The organism is Paenibacillus haidiansis, assembly GCF_036553665.1.
In the GTDB taxonomy this organism is placed as follows: domain Bacteria; phylum Bacillota; class Bacilli; order Paenibacillales; family Paenibacillaceae; genus Fontibacillus; species Fontibacillus haidiansis.
Genome location: NZ_JAZHPZ010000003.1, coordinates 98015 through 120488, shown reverse-complemented (window position 1 = coordinate 120488; position 22474 = coordinate 98015). Strand labels below are relative to the sequence as shown.

14 protein-coding genes are annotated in these 22474 nt (G+C 52.3%); 12 read left to right on the top strand and 2 right to left on the bottom strand.

The genetic code is table 11. From position 1 onward, the window contains the following. Positions 1-116 precede the first annotated feature (116 nt). From V3851_RS07680 to V3851_RS07660, 5 genes are all read left to right on the top strand, one after another. A complete protein-coding gene (locus V3851_RS07680; RefSeq protein WP_331845938.1) occupies positions 117-623 on the top strand; it encodes a hypothetical protein in 507 nt (168 codons plus the stop codon). Positions 624-626: 3 nt separating this feature from the next. Then, positions 627-1283, top strand: coding sequence for a PspA/IM30 family protein (locus V3851_RS07675; RefSeq protein ID WP_331845937.1), 657 nt, complete (start codon positions 627-629; stop codon positions 1281-1283). A gap of 235 nt (positions 1284-1518) precedes the next feature. Then, positions 1519-2037: a CarD family transcriptional regulator gene (locus V3851_RS07670; protein WP_331845936.1), complete on the top strand. Its 519-nt coding sequence runs from the start codon at positions 1519-1521 to the stop codon at positions 2035-2037. A 293-nt stretch (positions 2038-2330) separates the two neighbouring features. Next, entirely contained in the window at positions 2331-3146 is an 816-nt protein-coding gene (locus V3851_RS07665) for a ZIP family metal transporter (protein WP_331845935.1), read from the top strand. Positions 3147-3349: 203 nt separating this feature from the next. After that, complete coding sequence (locus V3851_RS07660) at positions 3350-4867, top strand: glycoside hydrolase family 43 protein (protein ID WP_331845934.1); 1518 nt, start codon at positions 3350-3352, stop codon at positions 4865-4867. A 47-nt stretch (positions 4868-4914) separates the two neighbouring features. Here the strand turns inward: V3851_RS07660 and V3851_RS07655 are convergent, their stop codons facing one another. Next, positions 4915-5775 (bottom strand): helix-turn-helix domain-containing protein, encoded by an 861-nt coding sequence (locus V3851_RS07655; RefSeq protein WP_331845933.1) that lies wholly within the window; start codon positions 5773-5775, stop codon positions 4915-4917. Between the two features lie 217 nt (positions 5776-5992). Here V3851_RS07655 and V3851_RS07650 point away from each other — a divergent pair, with 217 nt between their 5' ends. The 7 genes from V3851_RS07650 (at position 5993) to V3851_RS07620 (ending at position 19542) form a co-directional block, all read left to right on the top strand. Then, complete coding sequence (locus V3851_RS07650; protein WP_331845932.1) at positions 5993-7696, top strand: ABC transporter substrate-binding protein; 1704 nt, start codon at positions 5993-5995, stop codon at positions 7694-7696. Positions 7697-7798: 102 nt separating this feature from the next. Continuing rightward, a complete protein-coding gene (locus V3851_RS07645; protein ID WP_331845931.1) occupies positions 7799-8224 on the top strand; it encodes a ferritin-like domain-containing protein in 426 nt (141 codons plus the stop codon). A gap of 314 nt (positions 8225-8538) precedes the next feature. After that, on the top strand, positions 8539-9102 hold the full coding sequence (gene ahpC, locus V3851_RS07640) for an alkyl hydroperoxide reductase subunit C (protein WP_331845930.1): 564 nt from the start codon (positions 8539-8541) through the stop codon (positions 9100-9102). A gap of 14 nt (positions 9103-9116) precedes the next feature. Further along, positions 9117-10646 carry an alkyl hydroperoxide reductase subunit F gene (ahpF, locus tag V3851_RS07635; protein WP_331845929.1) on the top strand — a complete coding sequence of 510 codons (1530 nt, stop codon included), beginning with the start codon at positions 9117-9119 and terminating at the stop codon, positions 10644-10646. 345 nt (positions 10647-10991) lie between these two features. Continuing rightward, positions 10992-12119 carry an NAD(P)/FAD-dependent oxidoreductase gene (locus tag V3851_RS07630; protein WP_331845928.1) on the top strand — a complete coding sequence of 376 codons (1128 nt, stop codon included), beginning with the start codon at positions 10992-10994 and terminating at the stop codon, positions 12117-12119. A gap of 167 nt (positions 12120-12286) precedes the next feature. Continuing rightward, on the top strand, positions 12287-14890 hold the full coding sequence (locus V3851_RS07625) for a LuxR C-terminal-related transcriptional regulator (protein WP_331845927.1): 2604 nt from the start codon (positions 12287-12289) through the stop codon (positions 14888-14890). 257 nt (positions 14891-15147) lie between these two features. After that, on the top strand, positions 15148-19542 hold the full coding sequence (locus V3851_RS07620) for an S-layer homology domain-containing protein (RefSeq protein WP_331845926.1): 4395 nt from the start codon (positions 15148-15150) through the stop codon (positions 19540-19542). A 391-nt stretch (positions 19543-19933) separates the two neighbouring features. Here the strand turns inward: V3851_RS07620 and V3851_RS07615 are convergent, their stop codons facing one another. Continuing rightward, the gene (locus V3851_RS07615; RefSeq protein WP_331845925.1) at positions 19934-22078 is read right to left on the bottom strand and encodes an alpha-amylase family glycosyl hydrolase; all 2145 of its coding nucleotides are present in this window, start codon (positions 22076-22078) and stop codon (positions 19934-19936) included. Between the last annotated feature and the right edge of the window lie 396 nt (positions 22079-22474).

Sequence of the window (22474 nt, the reverse complement as noted above, 5' to 3'; positions counted from 1 at the left end):
GGCTGCGGCCGGTTTACTCGTCCTTTTTTGTCGTCCGAACCAAACCTTTTGAATCATTTAAGGTTGATTAAAGGTTCTCATACTAAGCTACAAACATGGAAGGAGGTGACGCATGAATGAAGCGAGCATCAATAATTGCAGGTGTCGCGATCGGCTTTATGTCCGTTTTGTTTTTGCTGACGGTTTGTAAAGGGGCGGAGGTGCTCCTGAGCGAAGGCGCCAATCATCGCCAGGCTTGGCATCAGGCCGCCGGACACGGCCATCCGGGTTACCCGGTTTTCATGAAAGCTGAAGAGCATACGGTGACGGAGACGAATCCGGCGTGGATCGGACTGCTTCAAATCGGCCTGCTGATTTGCGGCGCAGCTCTATTCATCAAGGCGACGGGATTGCTGAAATGGGCAGGGGCCGCATTTGCGGCTTTATGTACAATGAGCTTGCTCACGCCTTTATGGGGCCTGGTTGTTCTGACCGTCGTTTTCTTGCTTTACTTAAGATTTAAAAATAACCGTAAATATACATGGCCACAGGCTTCCGGCGCTCTATCTTCATCGTTTGAGACGAGCGGAAGCCGGGGACGCTTCCTGGACGAATGGGAACGCGAGACAACAAAGGAGGACTAATCTATGGGGATTTTTGCGAGAATGAAAGATATTGCCGCCGCCGACGCGCATCGGCTGCTTGATCAGGTGGAGGATCCGGTCAGTATGGCCAAGCATTATATCAGACAGCTGGAAGAGCAGATTGACCATACCCGTTCGGCGCTAAAGGCTCAGATTGCCGCGAAACAACAATATGATGCGCTGGTCGCGAGAACCGGCCAGGTGATCGACAAACGCGCCCGTCAGGCCGAGCTTGCGGTCGAGCGCAACCGGGACGATATCGCTTCGCTGGCCATTCAGGAGAAATTGCACCACGCGAAGCTGCAGCAGACTTATATGGAGCAGCGCGAAGCGGTACAGGAACAGGCGGAAGCGCTCGGTAAGGAGATGGAGCGGCTGCGGGATCTGCATAAGGAATTAAGCGATAAGCTGGGCTTTCTACTGGCGCACAGCAATGCGGCGGCCGCTTTGCGGGCAGCGAAAGCTTATGCGCCCTCCGGAGATGCAGGCAGGATCTCGCGCGGGTTTGACCGGATGGAGGAGAAGATCATGCGTCTGGAGACGGGAGCGCTGGCTTACCGAAGCCCAGACCCCGTATCGGACCGGCTGACCGGCTGGTCGGAGCAGGAGGAAGTGCAGGCGGAGCTCGCCAAGCTCAAGGCGGACAAGCAAACTTTATAATACTTAGTTGAACAGTCACCTCTTACGGGGTGGCTTTTTATTTTCCAGCAAAAAACGGGGCAGAAAAACAGTGTAAAGCAAGGGCACTTGACATATATATGGTATAATAAAGATATAGTTTTCCGTTGAACATAATAATTCACTTTTCCTTACCCCAAGCAATAGATAAATCTTTATCGCGTTGCTTTGGGGTTTTTCCGGCTTTTTAGTCCGATCCTTTGAAGGAGGCTCTACAATGTATAAAATTGGGGATTTTATTATTTACGGCCAGAGCGGGGTTTGTGAAATTCAGTCGATCGATTATCCGCAGGTCCAAATCACCGAGGGGGAAAAGAAGCTGTACTATAAGCTGTCCCCTGTCTACAGCACGGAAGTCATTTACACGCCCGTCGATTCCCGAGTTTTTATGCGGCCTGTGGTGACCCCTGAGGAAGCGAAGGAAATGATCGCGCAAATTGCCGGCAAAGCCAATGCGCCGGGCGGCGAACCGAAATTTACGCCGGACGAATATGACGCTTACTTGAAAACCCACGATTGCAGGGACCTCATCAAGCTGATGAAGACCATCCATTATAAAAAACACGGCTGTGTCCAAAACGGCAAAAAAATCACGCCGACGGACCAAAAATATTTGAAGCGGGCCGAAGAACTCCTGTTCAGCGAATTGGCGGTCGTCATGGGGACCGATATCGAAGCCGCGAAAGAAATCGTCGATGATGCATTATCAACCTGGTTGGTAGAGATTACAGCTTAAACAAGCGAATCATGATTATCACATTTTACGCCGCATTTTGCGGCTTTTTTTATTATGTGGCATGAAAGATTATTCATACACATACGATTATTCATCCTGTAAGTGGATAACAGTAATAAACGGCACGGTTGCCTAGAAAACCGAATATGCTGTAACGGGCGGATGCGGAGAAACGCTTTTGCCGGACACGATCCAAGAAAGTAATTGACTGATTTATAGATCGGGCTTAATATTTTTACTAAGGGAAACTTTGTTTCCTATAGACATCTTTTCGGCAAAAAGGAGTTGTTCCCTTGTTAGAGTTTTTTCAAAATTTTAATCCGATCACCCAAGCTTTTTTTGCTACTTTGTTTACATGGGGCATGACGGCGCTCGGCGCGGCGCTCGTGTTTACCACGAAAAGCTTGAACCAGCGGCTGCTGGACAGCATGCTCGGGTTCGCCGGTGGCGTGATGATCGCGGCCAGTTACTGGTCCCTATTGGCGCCCGCCATTGAGATGTCGGAGCACCATCCTCTTGGAAGCTGGTTTCCTCCGGCAGTCGGTTTTTTGCTCGGCGGCGTTTTTTTGTGGGGAATCGACAAGATTCTGCCCCACCTTCATCCGAATACTTCCATCGGCAAAGCGGAGGGGTATTACCCGAATAAAAGAAAAAGAAGCACATTGTTGGTGCTTGCGATAACGCTGCATAACATTCCGGAGGGCCTGGCGGTGGGGATCGCTTTCGGCGCGCTGGCCAACGGAGGGACGGAGGCGTCTTTGGCCGCGGCTTTGACGCTGGCGCTCGGCATCGGCATACAGAACTTCCCGGAAGGGGTCGCCGTTTCCATGCCTTTAAGAGGCGAGGGGATGTCCCGCAAGAAAAGCTTTTTCTACGGGCAATTTTCCGGGATGGTCGAACCGATCGCCGCGGTGATCGGCGCGTTGGCCGTCGCGTTTGTGGAACCGTTGCTGCCGTTCGCCTTAAGCTTTGCGGCGGGCGCGATGATATTCGTCGTAGCCGAGGAAGTTATTCCAAGCTCTCAGGAAAAAGGCAACAAGGACCTTGCGTCCATGAGTTTAATGATCGGTTTTGTAGTGATGATGATTCTTGATGTGGCTTTGGGATAAGCCGTAAGCGGCGCCATTGCCGATATAGGCGGCCGGCCCGGAAACGACCGGCTGCTTTTTTGCCTTTATAAGGGCATGAAATTGGGTAGAGGGACATGTCTATATCATGCTAGTTGTGCGGCTTGAAAGTTAAGGTTCCCCTATGCTTTGTAAAATAAAATGGAGATGAATCGGAACAATCGACTTAGACAGGAGTGCGGCTAATGCAGTATACCAATCCGGTTATTCCGGGATTTCATCCCGACCCCAGCATTTGCCGGGTAGGCGACGATTATTATTTGGTCACCAGCTCGTTCGAATATTTCCCGGGAGTGCCTGTATTTCATAGCAAGGATCTTGTCCATTGGCGTCAGATCGGCCATTGTCTCACCACGGAGACGCAGCTCCCGCTGACCAAGGCATGGAGTTCGGGGGGGATCTTCGCCCCAACGATTCGTTATCATAACGGCTGGTTTTATATGGTGACCACCAACGTGAGCGGTTCCGGCAATTTCTATGTCAAAACCAGGAATCCGGAAGGCCCGTGGTCCGATCCGATTCCGGTCGCGCAAAGCGGCATAGATCCGTCGCTATTGTTTGACGATGACGGCCGCGTTTACTTTCATTCCGCCTGCGCCGGCGATCAGGGCGACGGCATTTATCAATGCGAAATCGACATCGAAACCGGCCGGATGCTGACGGAGAGCCGTCTGATCTGGAAAGGTACGGGCGGAGCCCATCCCGAAGCGCCTCATGTATATAAAATTCATGGGCAGTATTATTTGATGATCGCCGAGGGCGGGACCGAGTACGGGCATATGGAGACGATTGCAAGAAGCGACGATCCGTACGGGCCTTATGAATCTTGCCCCCATAACCCCATACTTTCCAACCGCAGCATGAAGAGCACCATCCACGCCGCGGGTCATGCCGATCTGATTCAGGCTCAGGACGGCAGCTGGTGGGCGGTTTGCCTGGGTATAAGACCCGTTTCCTATCCGATGGGCCACCATCTGGGCCGGGAAGTGTTCCTGGCGAAGGTGACCTGGACGGCCGACGGCTGGCCGGTTATCGGCAACAATACGCATATCGAGCCGGTCATGGACGCGCCCCGGCTTCCTGAAGTCCGCTTTCCGGCAAAGCAGGTTCGGGACGATTTCGGCGAAACCCGATTGGGGCTGGAATGGAGCTTTTTGCGGAATCCCCGGGAGGGGAGTTGGTCGCTCACGGAACGGCCGGGTTCTCTTGTTCTGCATGGCGATAGAATCTCATTGGACGATACGGGCTCCCCGGCCTTTGTAGGCCGTCGCCTTTGCCATTTTTCCTGCAATATGGAGGCGGCGTTGGATTTCGAACCGTTGAACGACGGGGAGGAGGCCGGATTGACCGTTTACAAGAGCGAAAAGCATCATTATGATTTGGCCGTACGGCGGGTAAACGGGCGCAAGCTGCTCGTATTCCGGCGAACCGTCGGGTCGCTGAGGGTGGAGGAGACGCGCGATTGTCCTGCCGGACCTTTGGTGCTGCAAATTAAGGCGCTTCCCGAGAAATTCACGGCCTTTGTCCGGGCGCGGGAAACCGGCTCGATCGAATTGGGTTGGGGGGAGACTCACCTGCTCTCCACAGAAGTGGCGGGCGGTTTTACGGGAGTATTTATCGCGATGTATGCAACCAGTGAAACGGGGGATTCCTCGCCCGCGTCCTTCGACTGGTTTGATTATGACCCGGCGGATGAATCGTAAAACGGATAAGGCAGCGGCTATTTTTAAGCCTGCTGCCTTTTTTGTCGTTACCGCTTATTTCGGTACGATTTGGGCGACATTCCGTACGTCTTTCTAAACTGTCGGGCAAAGTAATTGCTGTCGTTAAACCCGCTTGCATAAGAGATTTCGGTTACGGAGAGACGAGTCTGCTTTAACAGCGCGCAGGCCCTTTCCAGCCGGAGCCGCTGCAGATAGGTCATCGGCGTCGTTTGATAATAGGCTTTAAAGATGCGGTTTAAATGCCTGATGGATATATTCGACTTGGCCGCGATTTCCTCCAGGGTGATCGGCTGGAGATAGTGGTCCTCGATATATGAAATGGCACCGGCCAAATGCATCAGTCCGCTGTCGGCATCCTTCTCCAAATGATCGTACTGCCGGGATAAATAAACGACGAGTTCCATAAAGCGGGAAGCCAGCATCGTCTGATAGCCCTGCTGCTTGGCTTCGTATTCCTCGATCATGAAAGAAATGAGCGAAGAGACATACTCCAGGCTTGAAATCGACATATTCAATTTGCTTTTATAAGGATTAATACTGCGATAGAACGGTTCCAAAATAAACAACGCCTGATAACCGTTCAAGGTCCGCAGATCGGGGCCGGCGGACTTAAGTATCTCGGGCTTGAACATAATATTGCAGATTTTAAAATCGTAAGGCTCTTTATAGGCATGCTTCGTTCCGCCGTTGATCACAAAGACATTTCCCTTCTTGATGAAGGATTCTTCGTTGTTGACGATATGGGTGGCATGTCCGTTCAGCACGATGACCAATTCGGAGAAATCCACATGATGATGATAGGAAGTGTCCTCTTCATGCCCTCCATACTGAATGAAAAAGGGGAAATGCTCATCCGTCGTAAACCAGTTCAAATATACATCGCTCAAAATAATCCCACCCGACCGTGTTGGCTAATGTCTATATCATGCTATTGAATGACTTAAAAATCAAGGTTCGCCGTGGAAGCGTGCGATAGAATGATGAATGCAAGCATGTGAATCGCCTGCGGGAGTGATGCCTCTCAAATCATTGGCCAATAGATTTGTAAGCGCGTTCAATAGGGCGGGAAAATTAACAGCGATGCATAAGGGGGATTGAGTGGTTATGAAGAGAAGCTTGAGCAAAAAATTAGCAACCTTGGCGCTGGCGAGCCTGCTGCTCATAATGGCGGGCTGTGGCGGTTCAGGGAATAATTCCGCGAGTCCGGCAAATGAGAACAGCGGGGATGATACGAGTCCGATTACGTTCACGTTTTTTGGAGCGGATGCGAGTCCAAGCTGGAACAACATGCAGGATGACGTGGGGAAAGAAATCACAGCCAAGACCGGGGTTACCCTTGACGCGGAATACGATGTAGGCAGCGGCGGGGGACAAAGCAAAATCGCCCTGATGGCGGCGAGCGGCGATGTTCCCGACCTGATTTACGCTAAAGGCGAACTAGGCAAGCTGGTGGATGCCGGACTGATCTTGGATCTGACGGAGCTGATCGACAAATACGCGCCCAATATCAAAAAAGTCATGAGCGAAAATATGAACCGCATGAAATACAGCAACGAAGATCAGGCTATTTATTCGATTACGACGAATATCGGAGTCGACCAGCAAAACTTTGATGTTACCAATGGTTTTCAAGTTCAACATCGCGTGCTCAAGGAACTCGGTTATCCGGAAATCAAAACGATTTATGATTATGAAAACGTACTCAGGGAATACGCGGAGAAACATCCGATGACGGACGGGCAGCCTACGATTCCGCTGACCTTGAACGCCGACGACTGGAAAATTATGATTACGATCACCAATCAAGCCAATAACACAACGGGCGGCATGAATGACGGCGAATATCATGTCGATCCCGAAACTTATGAAGCGATGCTTCACTATAAGCGCCCGGTAGAGAAAGAATATTTCCGCTGGTTAAACAAGCTTTACAATGAAGGATTGCTCGATAAAGATACCTTTGTCCAAAAAGAAGACCAGTACAAAGCCAAAATCGCCAGCGGCCGCGTGCTGGGCCTGACTTCGGTGGACTGGGAATACGCGGACGCCGAGAACGCCTTGAAAGCCGCGGGCAAATACGATTACACATACGCGCATTTTCCGGTGACGATGGGCGAGCAATATAAGGATCACGCTATGCAATCTTTCGGGGTTGACGGATACGGGATCAGCATCACGACCGCCTGCGAGGACCCGATCCGCGCGATCAAGTTCCTGGATTGGCTATCCTCGGAAGAAGGCCAAGTGCTACGAAACTGGGGGATCGAAGGCAAGCATTATAACGTTGAAAACGGCACCCGTGTCATTCCCGCCGACGTGCTCGATAAAAAAGTCAATGATGCGAGTACATTCGCCAAAGAAACGGGCATCGACCTGTACTCCGTCTTTGGAGTCCGGTACGGAGATGGCGTGAAAGATTCCACCGGCAATTACTATACGACCAAATTTCCGGAACAAATCATTGCGAGTTATTCGGACGTCGAGAAGGAAACATTGGCCGCCTATAACGCCACAACCTGGAAGGATCTGTTCCCAAGCGAGGACGAGTTGCCCGTTAAAGAATGGGGGGCATTATACAATATGCAGGTTCCGACGGACGGAGATTACCAGGTCATCTCCCAGAAGACTCAGGACATCGTTCGCAAACGGATTCCGGAAGCGGTTCAGGCCAAACCGGCTGAATTTGACAAAATTTACGACGACTTTATCGCCGAATTGAACGCGGTCGGCGCCGAGAAGATGGAGAAGGAATATACCGAGCTGGTGAAGGCGAGAGTAGAGCTTTTCACCGGCAAGGAAATTCAATAATAGAACGGAATCCGAAGTTTGGCACCTCGAATGCCATGGTACATCCGCCTATCTTGTTGAATACATTGAATGCGATAATTCAATTAAGATGGGAGTGTTTATATGTATTATTATTACTATCGTAATAAAGAAGCCGTCATCGGCATGATCCGGGAGTCCATTGCAGGGGAACGAAATGACGAGCTTTTCTATGATTATCTGATCAAAGCGGCACCTACCGAGCAGGAGAAGGAAGTTATCAGACGTATTCGCGACGACGAAAGAAAGCACCGCCGCATGTTCAAAACCATTTATACGCAATTGACCGGACAACTGCCCGTGGAGAAGCAAGAACCTGCGGAAGCATTGCCTGCAACCTACCTGGAGGGATTGGAAAAGGCACTGCTCGGCGAGTTAAGGGCATTTGAAAGATACAGAACCATTTATCTGCAGATCGGCCCCGAATATCGCGACTGGATATTTGAAATCATGACCGATGAAATCAAGCATGCCGGATATTTCAATTGGCTTTATACCAAAAATAAATAGCTTCATAAACCTAAGATCAAAGCAAACAGCAAAGCAGCCCCCTTTGGGCTGCTTTTACCTCTGCCAGGGGCAGTAAGCAGGCGGAGAGATTACTATAATAGAAAACGCTGAAACCGGGTGGTTTATTTTCGATCCGGATTGAATAAGAATTTAAAAGAGAATTTGTTCACATAATGGTCAAACTGTCTTCATGTATTCTTCATGCAAAAATGGGTAAGTAATGATATTATTTAAATTAACAGCAGATGATAATCATTCTAAACTGCTAATGGTTCTCAATTAAATATTAAAATTAAACGGGAGGAATTTAAACTATGTCACTGATTGGAAAAGAAGTACTGCCTTTTAAAGCGCAAGCCTACCAAAACGGCAAATTCTTGGAAGTAACCGAAGATAATTTCAAAGGCAAATGGAGCGTTGTATGCTTCTATCCTGGAGATTTCACCTTCGTATGCCCGACTGAACTCGGCGACTTGCAAGAACAATATGAAACATTGAAATCCCTTGGTGTCGAAGTTTATTCCGTATCGACCGATTCCCACTTTACACATAAAGCATGGCATGACTCTTCCGAAACGATCGGTAAAGTCACTTACATCATGATCGGCGATCCTTCGCACGTGATCTCCCGCAACTTCGACGTTCTGATCGAAGAAGAGGGCGTAGCTGACCGCGGTACATTCATCATCGATCCGGACGGCGTTATTCAAGCGCTTGAAATTAACGCAGGCGGCATCGGCCGCGACGCCAGCGCGCTGATCAACAAGATCAAAGCCGCTCAATACGTTCGCAACAACCCAGGCGAAGTTTGCCCGGCAAAATGGCAAGAAGGCGGAGAAACACTGAAACCTAGCCTTGATCTCGTAGGTAAGATCTAAGGAGGGGATAAGCGGTGTTGGATGCTGATATCAAGCAACAATTAAACCAATACCTTCAGCTCCTTGAAGGAGACTTGCTAATCAAAGTTAGCGCCGGCTCCGACGACGCATCCAAAGACATGCTGGCTTTCTTGGACGAACTCGCCGGCATGTCCTCCCGGATTACGGTGGAACAAGCTCAGTTGGATAGAACCCCGAGCTTTAGCGTAAACCGGGCCGGTGCGGAGGACAGCGGAATCGCCTTTGCCGGCGTTCCGCTTGGACATGAGTTCACTTCGTTGGTCCTCGCTTTGCTGCAAGTCAGCGGACGGGCGCCGAAGGTTGAAGATAGCGTTATTGATCAAATTAAGAGTATTCAAGGCAAATATGTCTTCGAATCTTACATCAGCCTGACTTGCCATAACTGTCCTGATGTCGTTCAAGCATTGAACATCATGAGTGTCCTGAATCCGGGCATCTCGCATACGATGATTGACGGCGCCGCCTTCAAGGACGAGGTGGAAAGCAAGAACATTATGGCGGTTCCATCCGTTTACCTGAATGGCGAATTTTTCGGCAGCGGGCGGATGTCGATTGAAGAGATCGTCGCCAAAATCGCCGATGCTCCCGATGCTTCGGTATTCACCGATAAAGAGCCTTTCGACGTACTTGTTGTCGGTGGCGGTCCGGCCGGCGCCAGCTCCGCGATCTACGCGGCGCGTAAAGGCATCCGCACGGGTATTGTCGCCGAGCGTTTCGGCGGCCAAGTGCTGGATACCGTCGGTATCGAGAACTTAATCGGCATCAAACATACCGAGGGCGCGAAACTCGCGGCGAACCTGGAAGAGCATGTGAAGGAATATAATGTGGACATCATGAAGAACCAGCGTGCCAAAGGGCTGGAGAAGAAGGAGTTCATCGAAGTTGAACTCGAGAATGGCGGTGTGCTGAAGAGCAAAACCGTGATCCTGTCCACCGGCGCCCGCTGGCGGAATGTTAATGTTCCGGGCGAAGCGGAGTTCAAGAACAAAGGCGTTGCCTATTGCCCGCATTGCGACGGCCCGTTGTTTGCCGGCAAGCATGTTGCCGTCATCGGCGGCGGCAATTCCGGGATCGAGGCGGCGATCGACCTCGCGGGAATCGTCAGCCATGTAACCGTGCTTGAATTTGCGCCTGAACTGAAGGCCGATTCCGTGCTGCAGGACCGCCTTTACAGCCTTCCGAACGTAACGGTGATTAAAAATGCTCAGACGAAGGAAATTACCGGAACCGATAAGGTCAACGGAATTACCTACGTCGAGCGCGACACCGGTGTTGAACAGCATATTGAACTGCAAGGCGTGTTTGTGCAAATCGGTCTCGTGCCGAACACGGATTGGCTCGCAGGTACGCTGGAACGCACACCGATGGGTGAAATCATCGTCGACCGCCAAGGCGCGACGACGATCCCCGGCGTGTTTGCTGCGGGCGACTGCACGAACAGTCCTTATAAGCAAATCATTATTTCGATGGGCTCCGGCGCAACCGCAGCCTTGGGCGCTTTCGATTATCTCATCCGGAACTGAGAGTTCTTAGAGACTATGGAGCTTTGATTATGTACTAGCGCAGGTTTCGAGGTTGAATTACCTCGGGACCTGCGCTTTTTGGCTTGGCGGCCGAAGAAGGATGCATGAACGATTTTTAACGGACATTCATGACCATTAGAGGAGTAAACTTTGAAATTTTCGGATATTAACGGACGCGGATGACCGTTAGAGGTGATTTCACCCGAAAAAACTTTGTTTATTTGCCTTTAACGGTCATCTATGTCCTTTAAAGCCGGGATAATATAAACCGAAGCCTCTAATGGTCATAGATGACCGTTAAATTTCCTGAATATTACATTACATCATTAAGGAAGGGATGCATCCATGAAGAGAGTCATTGTCGTTGGAGCCGGAATTGCCGGGGCTTCGGCCGCGTACCACTTGGCCGGCCTGGGGGCGGATGTCCTGGTCGTCGACCGCAAAGATAAAGGCCAAGCGACCGATGCCGCCGCAGGCATCATTTGCCCTTGGCTGTCACAGCGGCGCAATCAGGCGTGGTACCGGCTGGCGAAAGCGGGCGCTCATTTTTACCCGGGGTTGATAGAAGAACTGATAAGCGAGGGCGAGACGGAAACGGGTTACGCCCAAGTAGGCGCGCTCAGTATTCATGAAGACTTGGAAAAGATCGGAAAAATGGAGGAGCGGGCTCGGGCAAGAAAACCGGATGCGCCGGAAATCGGTGAAATCACGCGAATGAATTCCAAGGAAACTCATGAGCTGTTTCCCTTACTGGCTGAAGGCTATCACTCCGTACATATCAGCGGTGCCGCCCGCGTCGACGGCCGTGCACTGCGCGACGCGCTCTTAAGGTCGGCGCAAAGACGGGGGGCCGTGCTGCTGAACGGGGATGCCGTACTGCAATATCGGACGAACCGCGTAACGGGCGTTGAAGTCGGCAATGAACAGTTCCCGGCTGACGCGGTTATCGTTTGCGCGGGGGCTTGGGCGAACGAACTCCTGCGGCCTTTGGGCATCGATTTCAAAGTCCGCTATCAAAAAGCGCAAATCATGCATTTGCAAGTTCCCGGGCGGCAAGATACAGGCACCTGGCCCGTTATCATGCCGCCTTCCGATCAATACTTGCTGGCGTTTGACCGGCAAAGGATCGTGATCGGGGCGACGCATGAAAACGAGGTGGAGGGCTACGATACCAGAGTAACCGCGGGCGGGATGCAAGAAATTCTGAATAAAGGCCTGACATTAGCGCCGGGATTGGCAAACGGCACTTTTCAGGAAGTAAGAGTCGGCTTCAGACCTTTCACGCCGGATTTCCTCCCGGTAATCGGACACGTCCCCGGCTGGGACGGCCTGCTCACGGCAAACGGACTGGGAGCGTCCGGGTTGACGATGGGGCCGTTTATCGGCGGCCAGCTCGCCAAACTGGCGCTTGGAATGGCCGCGGACCCCGATCTGAACGATTATGATGTTCGAAAAGCGATGGACAAATTATAAAACCGAATTGAATAGGCCGAGATCGTCGTCTGGTTTTCCGGATAATGGAATGATACTATTTACATATAATAGTATTTACTAAAAGAGAATCAGTCTTAAAGAGTAAGAGACGAAATGCAAAGCGGTTCTTGGTGGAGGATTTATCGTGTAAGGAGGGGCGAATGCCATTGACAAGCGAAACACGGGGTCTGCTCTTGTCCAAATTGAAGTTGCCCTCGTCCCTGTCCGAAAACTTGCCGCGTCCGCGGCTTGTTAAAAGGCTGAATGAGGGGTTGATCTGCAGGGCGACTTTCCTAACCGCCCCAGCCGGCTACGGGAAGACGACCTTGGTCGGACAATGGGCCAGCCAACTTGACGGACCGGTCGGGTGGATTTCCTTGGATGAACGGGATAATGATCTGGTCCGGTTTTGGAATTATGTGATCAAGGCGATGGAGCCGGTATGGGCGGAATCCGGCGCCAACCTAAGCATAGCGATGACAACGCTTAGCCCCGGTCTATATGAGCCGTTCATAGTTTCCTTGTTAAACGAGTTGAACAGCTTTAACAGCTTCAAGCAGAAGAGTCCCCCGTTTGTCCTGATCTTCGATGACTGGCATGCGATTCATAACACGGATATTCTGGAGTCCGTATCTTATTTCCTCGAATATTTGCCGCCGGGCGTGCATCTTTGCTTCGCATCCCGCAGCACGGGGAGCTTCCTCAAGGCGAGATGGATCAGCCGGGGCTGGGTCCGGGAGATTGGGGCGGGACCACTCTGCTTTGATTTTCAGGAAACGGCGGAATATTACCGTTTGACCGAGAAGAGAGAGCTTCACCGCGATTTGATCGAAGGCATTTTGCGGCAGACCGAAGGCTGGGTGTCGGGTCTTAAGCTGTACTCGCTCGCGATTCGCTCCGGCGGCGGGCCGGGGGCGATGATACCGCGGCACTCCCTGAACGGAAGCGTCGAACAATTATTGTTCGAGGAAGTGTTCGATTCGTTAGCCGACCCGATGCGGCGGTTTCTGCTGGATATCTCGGTTTTACGGCAAATGAATCATCCGCTCTGCGTGGCGGTGGCCGGGGAAGACGGTGCGGGCAGGCTCGAGGAGCTGATCTCGCTGAACCTGTTTGTGATTCCGCTTGATGAGCATGGGAGCTGGTACCGGTTCCACCATCTGTTCGGCGAGTTTTTGCGCAACCGGCTGGAACGGACGGCTCCGCACAGAATAAACGTACTCTATCAATCCGCCGCCGCCTGGTGCGAATCGCAGGGGCTGCTCGAGGAAGCGGTCGATTACTATTTGGCCGGAGCAAGCTACCCGGAGGCGATCGGTCTGCTGGAGCGGATGAAAAGCTTGCTGATCCGCAGGGAATTTTCCACCATGAAGGTTTGGCTGCAGGCGATCCCCGACGATTTGCTGATGCGTCATCCTTACCTTTATTTCTCCTACACCTATTCTTTACTATGGGGACAAGAACCCGACCTGGCGGAACGTTATTTGCAGCAAGCCGAACGGCATTGCGAAGCTAACGGGAACCTATGGCAACCGGAGGACAAAAACCGCTTTTTGGGCTATCTGTATTATGTAAGGAATTTTAAAGCGACCCAATACGATATGGATATGAACAAAGGACTGGAATATATCCGTCTCTCTCTGAAATATAGCCCGCAAGGAACGGATCTGATCTTCGCCTCTCCACAAATGCCGCTTTGTCCGTCCATTTACAGGTCCTATAACGGCAAGCGGGGCAAGCATTTGCCCCGGCAGCTGGCGGATTCGTTCTTCACCAATATGATCGAATTCATGAAACAAATGGGCCTGCAAGACTCGATTTTGGTGTGCTATGGCGAGCTCCTTTATGAACGCAATGAGCTGAAACTGGCCGAGGAGTATATTAAAACGGGACTGTACGGCCGCAGTCAGGCTCATTTTCAACCGGAAAAGGTGTATGTTCCCGCTTGCCTGTTCCTGTCCCGGATCGGCAAAGCGCAGCGGGACATGTCCCAGGCCGAGCAATGGCTGGAGGAAGCTTACCGGAGGGCGGTAAAAGACGGCGCCCAAGAAGCTCTGATCCTGATTGAAGCGGAAATGGCCTTACTTTGGCTGGACCAGGGGGACGGTTCGAAGGCGGCGGAATGGCGGGAGCGCTATGGGATTTCCCCGGAGGATCCGGTATCCGTCTATCAGTTGTTTGTTTATATCTGTCTCGTTAGATTGCTGATAGAAACGGGAAACATCCGGGAAGCCTGGAGTTTATCCGAACGATTGCTGTCCGTTGCGATCAAGGGATATCGCCCGATGGATGCCCTGGATCTCCTTATTTTACAGGCGATGATGCTGCGTTTGGAGGATAGGCCGCAAGAGGCGATACTCAAGCTGGAAGAAGCGCTTAAGTATGCGGAGCCCGATGATTACGTCCGGGTGTTCACGGATAAGGGCGGAACGGTAGCCGAAATGCTGGCGGACTATGTGGAGCACCGGCAAAAAGGGAACCTGCGCGACAAAAACGCGCCTACGCTTAGCTTTGTGCGAAAAATTATGATGGCCTTCGAAGGGGCCGGCGAGCAAGCTTTTCCCGGGAGAACTACATTGGAAATGCTGCTTACGCCGCGCGAGCTTACGATTTTCCGCTGCATGGAAGAAGGAATGGACAATAAGGCCATCGTCGATACGCTGGGCATCGGCATGGGAACTTTGAAGGCGCACATCAACCATATTTACAGCAAGCTGCAGGTAAAAAACCGGATAGAAGCGATCAAGCGCGGCAAGGAACTGCAGGTTTAAATCGGATATATGAAAATAGGATACGGACAGTCTCGCTGTTTAGCGGGGCTGTTCTTTTTTTGTGGCGGGTATAACCGGGCCTATAACCGGGGTTAGATTCAAGGGCTCGTAAAATTTAATATAATTTTTCGAGGCGGCATAAGAAATTAGAGAAAGGAGGAAGAAACGGTTTGAAACGATTTTGCGGTTTATTTATGACATTGGCTCTTATCCTTGGGGTATTCCCTTACCCATCTGCGGCGGAGGGGGACTCAGGTATGACCGGCGACGGATCGGCCGACAATCCTTACGTGATTACCACGCTGAAGCAATTGAACGATGTGCGTAATGATCTATCCGCCCATTATATACTCGGCGCGGATATTGACGCCTCGGAAACGGCGGCGTGGAATAACGGCGAAGGATTTGTCCCGATCGGCATCAATGCCTTGGGTAGCGGCGCCTACGCCTTCGAAGGCGTATTGGATGGCCGCGGATATGTGATCCGTAATTTGACCATCGATTGGTCGGGGAGCGAAAGTGTCGGTTTGTTCGGAACCGTCGGCAATAACGGAGTTATCCGGAATGTCGGCCTGGCCGGAGGAACCGTCAAGGGAAGTGGCACCGGTACGGGCGGACTGGTCGGATATAACCAAGGTACGGTGGATAACTCGTACAGCAGCGCCAAGGTATTCGGTAACCATTATACAGGCGGACTGGTCGGATTCAATGATCGCACAGGCGAAATAACGGATTCCTATGCGACCGGGAACGTCACGGCCAGCGGTTACGATGCCGGAGGATTGACGGGGGAAAACGCCGGCGACATCGAATTTTCCTACGCCTCGGGTGAAGTCGGCGGTACTTATAACGTCGGAGGGCTGGCGGGTAACAACGCGGCCGGAGTCATTAATCAATCCTATGCCGCAGGCAAAGTTGCCGGCTATAGTAACATAGGCGGGCTGATCGGGACTATGCATGGCGGTAACCTAAACGACGCTTATGCGATCGGCGACGTAAACGGGTCCCTGGGGGTTGGCGGTCTAATCGGGCAGACGATAGATTTAGGCGTGATTAAGAATTCCTATGCCTCCGGGTACGTCAGCGGAATTAATTTTGTCGGCGGGGTCATCGGGCACAATAGCAGCGCTTATTTCCTGAACATTTATTGGGATGCGGATACAACCGGGCAAGCTGCAATGTGTGGATCCGACCCTCACTCGGGATGCGGCGGAAACGGCTTAACGACATCGCAGGCTTTGACCCAGGCGAACTATACCGGTTGGGATTTCTCGAATGTGTGGTACATGGCCGGCGGAGCGACCCGGCCGTTTCTGCGGTCGGAGTGGTCCGCCGAGATCGCAAATGCCCATCAGCTTCAGTTGATTGCACTAAATCTGGACGCTGATTACAAATTGGCCGAGGATATCGATTTCGGCGATACATTTGTTGACGGCAGCTCGGATATGTGGGCGACAAGCGGCAGCAGCGGCGGCGGCTTCATCCCGCTAGGAAGCACCCTTAACGGATGGTCCTCTTTCACGGGCAGCCTGGACGGACAAGGGCGCACCATTACAGGGCTCTATATAAACGGCAATGTCTACCCTGGTGGAAATGCCGGATTGTTCAGCTCGATTTACGGCGAGGTGAGCCGCCTTCATCTGATCGACGGCCAAGTCACTGGAGGTAACCGCATCGGCTTGCTCGCGGGGGATAACGGGACAAGCGGGCGAATTGCCGATGTCCATGCATCCGGAGAAGTCACCGGGGGGATTTTCGCTGCCGGCGGGCTAATCGGTTACAACGTTGGCTCAATCGGCAATTCCTCCTGGAACGGCAGCGTTCAAGGCATGAGTGCGGTTGGCGGACTGGTCGGATGGAACAATTCGGGAAGCGTTCTCAACGAGGTAAGCGCGATCGGCAGAGTGGGCGGTATCAGCGACATTGGCGGACTGGTCGGCAACAACGCCGGGATCATAAATCTGTCTTATGCCGACAGCAATACGAGTGGAACCACCATTGTCGGGGGACTTGTCGGAAGAAATGCCGCCGGCGCGATGGTCTCCCAATCTTTCGCCTCGGGGAACATTACCGGAAGTGATTCCGTCGGCGGGTTGGCCGGCACCAACATCAGTAATATTTTCAATTCGTATGCGACCGGTTCGATTCAGGGTTCTTCCAATATGGGCGGACTGGTGGGGCAAAATACCGGTATTATCCAAAACGCCTACGCCGTAGTGACATTCTCGGGCGGGGACGAAATCGGCGGTCTTGTAGGGTTGAACATCGGGTTGGTAGGAGCAAGCTTCTATAATACGGAAACGACCGGAAAGTCCGATACCGGCAAAGGCGAACCGCTATCGACAGCGGCTATGAAGCAAAGTGCCGCTTACGGCAGCGGCTGGAATTGGGGCGGATTATGGGGAATTCAAGAAGGGAAATCTTACCCTTTCCTGCAGGGAATCGATGCTGCGGCCCAACCCGATATCGCGTCTCCGACCGTCGTGGACGCGATGATATTGGGCGAGCACCCGGATCAAATTGCGCTGACTTTGGATGAAGAAGTTGAGGCTTCCGGTGGGTCGGGTCTTTCCGTTATGGCCGGAGGAGAGGCCGTTCCGCTGACGCGGGTAGAGGGGACGGGGAGCAAAACGCTGGTTTTGACTTTAACTCAAGCGATGGATCCGGGGCGGCAAACGTTTCTGTCCTATGATAACGGAGTTGGAAGTATCGCCGATCCGGCAGGGAACAGATTGCTCGGTTTCGAGAATATGCCGGTTGAATTCATTCCGGACGCCGATACCGAGCCGCCAACAATCGAAATTTCGATGACGAAGACGGACGGAAGCGGGTATATGGACGGGGAATGGACCAATCAAAGCGTCGGCGTTCATGTGGAGGCATACGATAGCGGCAGTGTCACCTCGGTTACGTATTCGACGGATGGCGAAGCGACATGGAATCCATACTTCGATGACATCGTTCTGAATGAAGACGGTACTTATCATCTTGCATTCAAAGCGGTTGATGCGGCGGGAAATGAGGCGGCAGAGCGGCGTACGGTCAACATCAGTACGTCGGGCATCCTGTTGACGCCTACCCTGGTCAACGCGGACGGAAGCGAGTACGCGAATGGGGAATGGGCGAACGCCAGTGTCACCGTCAGCGTATATGCCAAAGCGGGCGACCTGGGAATCGCGAGCTTTACCTATTCGCTGGATGGAGGAGATTTACAGCCGTATGCAAACAGGGAACCTATAGCGATTTCGGACGATGGCGTTCATAATCTTCGCTTCGAGGCGGAGGATGAGGCCGGGAACACGCGATCACTGGAAATCGCGGTGAACATCGACAAGACGCCGCCATCGGTCGCCTTGAATCCGGACGGCCGCGAAACAGCGTCGGCGTCGGCTGCCACGGCAGTCACGGTTTCGGATACCTTAAGCGGACCGGATGCTTCCTCGCTGCAATATGTCTGGACGACGTCCGGCACCGCGCCAACCGAAGGTTGGGCTCCGTTTGTGAACGGATCGGTCCTGAAGATCGATAATGCGGATGGCGACTGGTTTGTGCATGTCCGGGCGCTCGATCGGGCCGGCAACGAAAGTAAAGTTTCGTCCAGGCGGTTCCGCTTGAGCGGCCAAGAGACGAATGAACCCGGTGGGAACGAATCGGACCGTTCAAGTCACTCTGGCGGAAGCCGGGCATCCGGCAGCGTCTATCCGGTCGGTTTGGAAGGAAGAAAGATCGATTTCCCGGGGGGCCGGCTCATTATCCCTGCCGGAGCGCTGAATCGCCAATTCAATGTGAACATTGACGAATTTGTCGGGATCGGCTCGCTTCCATTTGAAGATGGAGAGCGGTTGATCGGCAAAGTGATCGAATTGAAGCTGGATGCGGCCGAGAAGTTCGACAAGGCCGTTACGGTCCATCTATTCTTCGATCCTGAATCCGTTCGGAAAGAAAACGAGGAACTCGGGCTTTATCGGCTGGACGAGGAGGCGAAACGCTGGACCAGGCTGGATCAGGTTGACGTGGACTGGGAGCAAGGCATGGCCGGTGGCAAGACCGTCCTTTTCGGAAAATTTGCCATCATCGCCAGCGGGAAAGCGGAAGAGCAACACCCCGAGCTTCAGACGGGCAGCCGATTTACGGATGTCCAGAGACACTGGGCCCAAAATTATATTGAAAAGCTCGCTGATACGGGGGCGGTAAACGGTTTTCAGGATGGCAGCTTCCGGCCGGACCACAATATCAGCCGGGCCGAATTTGCCGCGATCCTGGTTCGGGCGCTTAACCTGACCGATACGGAAGGCAAGACGTTCACCGACACAAAGGGCCATTGGGCGGAAGAGGCCATTGGTGCGGCTTATTCCCACGGGATCGTTAAAGGCTATGCGTCCGGCAATTTTGGGCCCGATGATCCGATAACGCGAGAGCAGATGGCAGTGATGCTTGTCCAGGCTTTGCATTTGCCTGATCCTGCCTCAGAGACGTCGTTTGCCGATCAGGACCAAATCGCCGGATGGGCACGAAATTCCGTCATGGCGGCGGCAGGGGCCGGGCTGTTAAGCGGTTACCCGGACAACACGTTTATCCCCGAAGCCCAAGCTACCCGTGCCGAAGCCGTGGCCGCGATCTGGCGTGCTGTTGAAGATTGGAAACGACTGTAACGACCAGTCGTAAAGCGTTAGATAGGAGAGTGCGGGTTATCATGAAGATAACCTGCGAATTAGACAACCAATCAAGCTCATACCTTTACAAAAAAGGGTGAGGGTGAGAACCATATTGAAACTATACAAGAAGCAATGGATCATTATTTACACCATAAAAGGATCAACCATCAAAAAATTCATACTGATTGATCTCATTTTAGGGACCGGGTTGTATTATGCCGCCAAAATGAATTCTTCAAGTATACTGGTTGCGAGTATAGCAAGTTTTTTGGGAACTGAAAGTGTTAAAAGGTTAAGAAGTTAGACGTGGGAAAAGATGAAGACATACATTAGCCAATAGAAGGCCGGCCTATTATTCAAGGCCGGCCTTCTGTATACTCGGTAGATTTTAATTTTGCCAATCCACCGTTACCGTAGCTACACCGCTGGACGGCGTCGTATACGTATGATTGTTTCCGCCTTCCCAGGTCACCGTACTGCCGTTGACCTTAATGAATTTGAACTGCAGCGCCGTATTTGCCGGGACGCTGACGTCGAAATACCATGTCGGGTAGGAGGCTTCGACGACATTGTACATCGGGCCGATCGCACTCGCGGTGTTCCAGGCGCCAAGCTCGGCGACATTGCCCACCAGGTATACATTTGTTCCATAGGTTGTGGTCGCATTGTTGACTTTGAAGCGGACGGTCACCTGATCGGCGGTCAACACGTTGAAATTGTTGAAGTTGCCGCTTGTAACATTTGCGGCCGTTTTGACCGAAACGGTCGTTTTTCCGGCGGTTACGCCAGGGATCTTCACTTTAATTTGCGTGTCTTCCCAGCTCACGATATTCGAACCGGTGACAGCCGTAGTTCCGAAGTAGACCGTCCCCTTCGCCGCGCCAAAGCCCCGGCCGTCGATCGTTACCGTGTTGCCCGGCTTGCCCATCGTCGGTCCGACATTGGCGACGATCGGCGAAGTCTCGGACGCCGTGTATTGCCAAACCGCCGTGCCTCCGGCCGCCAGCGTAAAGTTCGTGACGGCGCCGCCGGAGCCGACGGTAATGGAATTGCCGCTTAACAGCCCGCCCAGCGTGTCGGTGTAAGTACCCCCCGGCAGCGAAGTCAGCAAGCCGGAAATCGGATACGACGTCGAAGTGTTACGGTTGATGGCGATAAGGGCGACGCTGCTGCCGAATTTGCGTTCATAGATGAACACGTCGTTATTGATCCAGCGCTCCGTAGTCGTCCCGTAAGCTAGAGCGGGGTTGGATTTGCGCAGCGGCGCCAGCGCTTGTATTACCTTATAGGCCGTCGTATTGGTATCGAACGAAGTCATCATCGCCCGGTTATTGGGATCCCCGACGCCGGTCATGTATTGCTCGGTACCGTAGTAAATCGCCGGCACCCCGCGGGAGGTCAAGGTGAGCGCCAGGGCTTGTTCGGTCGGCCGTGTACTGGCGCCGGCCACCTGGAAGCGGTCCATGTCATGGTTGTCGATGAACGTCACCATATTATTAAGATAATTATAGCTGGAGGCGGTGGAGTTCAGCACCGAATTGAGATCGTTCATCGTTTCGCTCTTGTCTTTGAACACTTCGCGCACTTCCTGCGCGAAGGCGAAGTCAAGCAGGTTCATGCCGCTGTTGTTGGCGAAGTTCATATTGTCCGCGCTCGTTTCGTCTACGCCCAGGAACCATTCGCCGAACGTAAACACCGGATGCGAGCTGCCGTAGATGGAAGAGACGTAGCTTTTTTGCCAGCCGAACGGCATATGCTTCACCGCATCGAACCGGATGCCGTCAACCCCCATGTTCAGCCACAGCTGAATCGCCTCTTTAAAGTAGTTGTCAGTGGTGTTGTTGTTTTGATTGATATCCGCGAGGTCATAGAGGTTGCGGTAAATGCCGTCTTCGATCGTGGAGAAGTCCGTGCCGCCGTTGTGGTGGAACAGACCGCCGGAATCGCTGCCGTAAGTCCCGAGCAGCGAGCCGTTATTGTAGAGCGCGCCGTTTTCGGCGAAGCTGGAGTCGGTGGACGAAGCCGGGCTGGTGTGGTTCGGCGCAAAATCGATGATCACCTTCATATTGTTGGCATGCGCCGTGTTAATTAGGTTTTGAAAATCGGTAAAGCTCCCGAAGGCGGTATTGGTCTTTTTGAAATCGCGGGCCCAATAACCGTGGTATGCCGTATTGTTCACTCCGGAATAATTGATGACTGCGGTGATGTTCTCCACGGGCTGAGAAATCCACAGGGCCGTGACCCCCATACCGGTGAGATAGCCGTCATTGATTTTGTCGATAATGCCTTGCCAGTCTCCCCCAAAGTACAGCTTCAAATTAGAGCGATCGCCGCTGAAGGCCGAGCCGGTCGGATTGTTGGACGGATTGCCGTCCGCGAACCGGTCCGTGACGATTTGATAAATGACGTCCGTGCTGTAATTCAGTTTGTTATCGACGCTTGTATCGGGCGAAGCCCATGCGGGAAGCGAAGAACCAAGCAGCAGGCTGATAGAAAGTGACAGGGTGGCCAAAAACTTTGAATACGATTTCATAAACCAACTCTCCTTTCTAATTTTAGCATCTTGGAAATCGGGCCTGCTCTGCTTTGAGGAAAACGGTTGCGCACCCGCTTTGCGAAGCACGGCAGGTAAATCTAACAGAAACGGCTACTCACTTCTGCGAAATCTGCCGTTTGACACAGATCTTGCATCGGTAGCGGTTTAACTCTCAAGGCTACAGATGCTGCAAACAGCGGGGTGTCCAAGATTTTAACAGCAGCAGGGAAATCGTTTGCACAAAACGTCGAAGAAACCGGTTTCATTACAAAAATACCATTTCGTCCCAGAAGAAGTCAATACCTATTATGTTAATTAATAACAAAAGAGCTATGTTACCATGTTACTGTTGGTTGTTCATCGACGCATAATAGAGAAGGGTTACGGTGGACC